The 4,888-nt window shown below is 66.9% G+C and carries 3 protein-coding genes and 2 pseudogenes; 2 read left to right on the forward strand and 3 right to left on the reverse strand.

Features of this window, described 5'->3' with window-relative positions:
* Positions 1-291 precede the first annotated feature (291 nt).
* On the reverse strand, positions 292-750 hold the full coding sequence (locus OP79_RS48280; RefSeq protein ID WP_033329592.1) for a carboxymuconolactone decarboxylase family protein: 459 nt from the start codon (positions 748-750) through the stop codon (positions 292-294).
* Between the two features lie 86 nt (positions 751-836).
* On the opposite strand from OP79_RS48280, the gene OP79_RS48285 reads away from it, so the two are divergent.
* Positions 837-1,712: a sigma-70 family RNA polymerase sigma factor gene (locus OP79_RS48285; RefSeq protein WP_033329593.1), complete on the forward strand. Its 876-nt coding sequence runs from the start codon at positions 837-839 to the stop codon at positions 1,710-1,712.
* Positions 1,713-1,970: 258 nt separating this feature from the next.
* Here OP79_RS48285 and OP79_RS50240 read toward each other — a convergent pair.
* Positions 1,971-2,916 (reverse strand): annotated as a pseudogene (locus OP79_RS50240) (aminoglycoside phosphotransferase family protein).
* Between the two features lie 344 nt (positions 2,917-3,260).
* Between OP79_RS50240 and OP79_RS48295 the strand changes: the two are divergent.
* On the forward strand, positions 3,261-3,884 hold the full coding sequence (locus OP79_RS48295) for a dihydrofolate reductase family protein (RefSeq protein WP_051745881.1): 624 nt from the start codon (positions 3,261-3,263) through the stop codon (positions 3,882-3,884).
* 105 nt (positions 3,885-3,989) lie between these two features.
* On the opposite strand, the pseudogene OP79_RS54970 reads toward OP79_RS48295, so the two are convergent.
* Positions 3,990-4,730 (reverse strand): annotated as a pseudogene (locus tag OP79_RS54970) (IS5 family transposase); the annotation flags it as partial.
* Between the last annotated feature and the right edge of the window lie 158 nt (positions 4,731-4,888).

Here is a 4,888-nt window from a genome sequence, read left to right on the forward strand (position 1 = left end):
CCACGGCCGTCGCGGCGAGAGCGATCCCCGTGGCCCACAGCCACCCGGCCACCACGCCGTCCCCGGCCTCGACGGCAGCCGCCCGTCCACCGGGCGCCTTTGGAGGAACTCCACGACGTGGCGTGGGACGTCGAGCGCGGCAGCATAGGTGACCAACGTGAAGCCTCTGGTTCGAGCCGACATGATCTTGGCGGACCAGTCCTGCCAGGGGCTTCACGCCTGCCCGGCCTCGCGGCCCACCCGAAGATCATTTCGCTGGGGAAGCCTCAGGGGGTAAGAGCCAGGCTGGGCTCAGCCCCAGGTCTGGCCGGCCGGTTCCTTGATGGTGCGGTTGATCCGGTTGAAGAAGTTGGTCAGCGCGATCTCCAGGTTGATCGCGCCGATCTGCTCCTCGGTGAAGTGGGCGTTGACCTCTTCCCAGATCTCATCGGTGACACCCGGCGCACCGTCCTGCAGCCGGGTGGCGGCCTCGGCCAGCGCCAATGCCGCGCGTTCCGCGTCGGTGTAGAACGGCGCCTCGCGCCACGCTGCGACGTTGTGCAGCCGCTCGTCGGTGTCACCGGCCTTCTTCCCGCCGGCGACACTGGCGTAGACGCACGCCGAGCAGCTGTTGATCTGGCTGGCGCGCAGGTGGACCAGCGCGAGCAGCTTCGGGCCCACGCCCCCGGCGGCGATCGCCTTGTGGAGGTGCTGGACCGCGGTCCACACATCGGGGTTGTTCGTGTTCTTGTTCTTGAGCCGGTTTTCCATCTGGGAGTGCTCTCCTTCATCGGGTTACGTTGCGGCGCCTGTGCGCGTCATCCCTATGACGGAGCAGCTTCCACGGAGGTAACAACATGGCCGGCACCCATCCCGCGGACCCGATCGCCGAAGCCTTCGAGTCCCACCGTGACCGGCTCCGCGCCGTCGCCTACCGCATGCTCGGATCACATGCCGATGCGGAAGACGTGGTCCAAGAGGCGTGGCTGCGACTCTCCCGCCAGGACACCGACACCATCGACAACCTCGGCGGCTGGCTGACCACCGTGGTCGGCCGCATCAGCCTCGATGTCCTGCGGTCGGGCCGGACGCGCCCGGAAGTCTCCTTCGACGACCGGCTGTCCGAATTCACCGTGACGCTCGACGACGCTCCCGCTCCGGAAGACCTCGCGGCACTCGGGGACTCCGTCGGCCTCGCGCTCCTCACGGTCCTCGACTTGCTGCGCCCGGACGAACGACTGGCGTTCGTGCTGCACGACGTGTTCGCGGTGCCCTTCGCGGAGATCGGCACCATTCTCGGCAAATCCGCCGACGCGACCAAAATGCTCGCCAGTCGCGCCCGCAGGAAGGTACAGGCCGCCGAGCAGTCGGCAAGCGCCGGACGACAACAACGCGAGGTGGTCCAGGCCTTCCTGGCCGCGGCACGCGAGGGCCGGTTCGAGCAGCTGCTGCAGGTTCTCCACCCCGAAGTGAAGTTCACCGTCCACATCCCGAACGGCACGTTCGTCACGCTCGGGGCCACCGAAGTCGCCACCCGCGCACGAGTGGCCGGCAGCGCGGCACGAGGACATGCGGCGACCGTCAACGGCCGCCCCGGCGTCATCTCCTGGAGCGAGGACGGCACCCCGCTTTCCCTCCTGGCCTTCACCGTCGCCGACGGCCACATCACCGAGATCACCGCCGTGATCGACCCAGCCGAACTCGCGCTCATGGACCTGCCGGACCCGGTGTGACTGCCTACCGGCGAAGGCCGCGCATACTCGAAGTGGTCCACGCCGGATCCCGCAGAGACGTTGAACCTAGCCTCTGAGAAAACCTCACTCATCACGTCATCCGCCGATGCCGGTGACAACTACTGAGCCTCGGCACAATAAAAGCTCGTAACACGATCTTGTTGAGGTCTGCCGGTCGGATGTGACGGGTGTGATGGTTCGGCCGTTCGGCAAAGTTGAATGCTCGGCCGTGGATCTTCGTCTCTCAAAGGGGTGGGGTCACCGGTTGAGCAGCGACTCCGCGATCGCGACGGAGGACGGGGCGAGCGCGGTCTCGCCGTCGTCGATGTCCCAGAGCGAGTTCTGCAGCAGCCGTCCCAGCGTCCAGCCGGTCGCGCGTGCTCGGTCCAGGCCGAGGACTTCGGTGAGCAGGTCGAAGCGGCGTCGCACCACGTGCAGAGTGTCGCCCTTCGCGACGACGTCGTCCCACCGGCTGTCCAGGGCGGGCCACAGGTCGAAGCCGGGATCGCCGGCGAGCGGCTCGGGGTCGATGGCGAGCCACGGCTCACGCTGCGCGGCGAGAACGTTGTCGTAGTGCAGATCCCAGTGCAGCATCCGGTCTCCGGACTCGTCGACCAGCTCGGCCATCACCGACGCCCAGCCGCGCAGGAGTTGCCGGTCGGCCGGGTCGGCCAGAGCCGTGATCGCCTGCGGGACCTGCTCCAGCATCTCGGTGGCAAGGTCACCGAGGCTGCGTGGCAAGGTCACCGAGGCTGCGCAGTCCTTGCGGCGCGGGGACGGAGACCAGCCGCGCCTGCAGCTCGGCGAGGAGGCCCATCGCCACGTCGTCGTCCTCGATCGAGGTCAGCGTGCGGGCCCCGTCCAGCCGCTCCAGGAGCATGCTGCTGCTCACGGGGTCGTGATCGAGCAGCCGCACCGCCCCCTCACCATTCCAGGCACGGAGCCCGACAAGTGCGGCGGTGATCTCTTGCCTGGGCATCTGGAGTTTGAGGACCGCGCGCGTGCCGTCGTGGCGCAGCACCGGCAGCACCAGCGAGGCTTCCCCGGCTCCGACCGCGCCGTCCCGTTTCAACTCCCAGCGTTCCAGTAATTCCGCAGCGAGAGCCGGCAACGCGGCGATCCAGGCCCTCCCTTTCTCGCCGAAGCTTCTGGCGTACGACGCCGCCAGGTGTTGCGGGACCTCGACCGCTTCTGACGTGCTCAAATCGGGTTTCCTTCAACGGAATCGAGTTTCCCGCCGCAACCTACCGGAGCACAGCGGACAGCCATTCCGTCGTCGGCGTTCACCAGCCATCTTCCGCAATGGCTCATAGCACGGTCACGTGCGGGTCTTCTTGAGGCGTCTCCCACAGATGAGGCCGCAGGCCAGGGAGATGAGGGCGTCGTGCATGTCAAGCCTCGTCCACAGACCTTTCCGCGCAGCTGCTCGAAGCAGGAGTCAGCTGATAACGCCGCTCACCGCTGTGTCCGGGAGACCGATGAGTTTGGTCTCGCCCCACGGTCTACCTCCCTGCATGCCCGACACAAGCGCGCGGAAAGGTACGTCCCATGAGCAAGGTGGTTTTGAACGTCACCATGTCGCTCGACGGCTTCATGGCCGGCCCGGACATCAGCGTCGAACACCCCATGGGCCGGGGTGGTCTGCGCCTGCATGAATGGATTCTGAACACACCGACCAGCGATGTGGACGCCACGGTGGCACAGGAGGTCACGGCCTCGACAGGTGCCGTCGTGCTGGGCAGAAGAACATTCGACGTAGGCGTCGACGTCTGGCAGGACACGCCCTACCCAGTGCCGTGCTTCGTGCTCACGCACAACACTCGAAACCGGCGCGTCATGAAGAGCGGGACCTTCACCTTCGTCACCGGCGGCGTGAAAGAGGCGCTGCAGCAAGCGAAAGCAGTGGCGGACGGGAAGGACGTCCTGCTGATGGGGGCGGACAATGCTCAACAGGCGCTCAGCGCGGGACTCCTCGATGAGATCAACCTCCAGATCGCACCGGTGCTCATGGGCGACGGACGCCGGCTGTTCGAGCATCTGGGAACGGAACGCATCGAGCTGGAACGGACCAGGATTCTCGCCTCGCCGCACGTCACACATCTGCGGTTCCACGTCGCTCATGACCAGAACACGTCTGACGTCGCAGCGCCGGACCAGGGCCTGGATGGCTGACACCCGCGCGCGCACCGACAACGACCATTCGATCGGGACTCGCGCGATGCGCTGAACGCTGCGAAGTCCCATGCCTTGACCCAGGTCGAGGCATGGGACTTCGCAGCGGACGGCCAGCCGCTTGAAGTGGTGCAGGAGCGAGAAGGTCTGCTCGACGACGTAGCGGAGCTTGCCCAGGTCCTTGATGTTCGGGGCGCCCTTGCGGGAGATCACCGGCAGGATCCGGCGCCTGCGCAGCTCACGCCGGTTGGGGTTGCTTGTCCGCGCTCAGGTGTCCGGGCCGGGTGCGCGGGCGCCCCTCGCCCTTGCGGGCCACTCGGATGCGTTCGAGTACGGGGAGCATTTGTGGTGCGTCGCCCCACTGGCCGGGAGTGATCAGCAGCGCGAGAGGTCTGCGACCACCTTCACTGGCGAGGTGGATCTTGCTCGTGAGACCGCTCCGGGACCTTCCGAGTCCCTCGTCGGGGCGGTGCTGCCGGGGCGTGGCTCTTTTTTCGGTATACGGGGTTTCTTCCTGCGAGCGTCGGCGGCGTGTTGGTGGGCACGGCAAGACGTCGAGTCGACGCCCACCATGCTCCAGTCGATCCGGCCCTCGGCGTCGGCATCGGCCTGGAGGATCCGGTCCCAAGTGCCGTCCGCGGACCAGCGTCTGTGCCGCTCGTAGACCGTCTTCCACCTGCCGAACCTTTCCGGCGGATCCCTCCACGGGATCCCAGTCCGCTCACGGAAGAGGATCCCGTTGATCACCCTGCGGTGACTGGCCCACCGCCCACCACGCCGTCCACAGACGGGCAGATGCGGCTTCAGGCGGCGCCGTTCCTCGTTCGTCAGATCACCACGGACCACGACCAACTACACGGCTCCGCAAGCCGAAACACTCATGATCCGCCGGACAGGCCTTAGGACCAATGCCGTTGCCTTATGGGTCTGCGGGTTGGGGTCGTTTGATGCGGATGGCTTGGGTGCCGGTGCGGGTGGGCTGGGGCCACGCGTGGTGCTCGGCT

Source organism: Streptomyces yerevanensis, assembly GCF_000716805.1.
In the GTDB taxonomy this organism is placed as follows: Bacteria; Actinomycetota; Actinomycetes; order Streptomycetales; family Streptomycetaceae; genus Streptomyces; species Streptomyces flaveus.